The organism is Vibrio sp. 2132-1, assembly GCF_033344315.1.
The window spans coordinates 1-686 of sequence record NZ_JAWPON010000364.1 but is presented as its reverse complement, the minus strand read 5'-3'; the positions used below and the strand labels follow the sequence as shown (position 1 = coordinate 686).

Here is a 686-nt window from a genome sequence, read left to right as displayed (position 1 = left end):
TAGAACTAGGGTCAATCGCCCTTATTAGAAAACCAGTTGGTTTGTCCTGTATGTATCATCCTATCTCTTTGTTTATTGGCTTGAGATATCTTCGGGGACGCTCCGGAGATAGGTTTAGCCGATTTGTTTCTTATATGTCGACGGCGGGCATCACGATCGGTGTGATGGCGTTGGTCACTGTGCTTTCGGTTATGAACGGATTCGAAGCACAACTGAAAGAGCGCATTCTTGGTGTTCTTCCTCACGCGGTGATTTCTCAACATGATGGTCGCACTCCACTGACGGAGTCTGCGCCGCAATTCATTCAAGCGATGTCGGATGTTGCTGAGCCAGAACCTGTTGTTCGCGGAGAGGCTGTAATTCAAAGCTCGGCGCAACTGACGGCAGGTTATTTGATTGGGATTGAGCCTAAGAAAGGCGACCCGATTGCCAACCATTTGATTGCGGGTCGTTTGTCTTCTCTTCAAGCGGGAGAGTACAAAGTGTTTCTTGGCCACAGTTTAGCGCGCTCTCTTAAGGTTTCTATTGGCGACAAAGTTCGTTTAATGGTGACAAACGCCACGCAGTTTACCCCTCTTGGTCGAATCCCTAGTCAGCGCAACTTCACAGTGGCTGGTATTTTTAATACCGGTTCGGATGTCGATGGTCAGCTTATGATCGTCAATATGGCGGATGCAGCTAAGTTA

Annotated in this window: 1 protein-coding gene; it reads left to right on the top strand. The window is 48.3% G+C overall.

The annotated features are described in order from the left end of the window. Positions 1-50: 50 nt before the first annotated feature. A partial coding sequence (locus tag R8N47_RS25440) for an ABC transporter permease (protein WP_225466956.1) occupies positions 51-686 on the top strand: 636 nt, incomplete at its 3' end.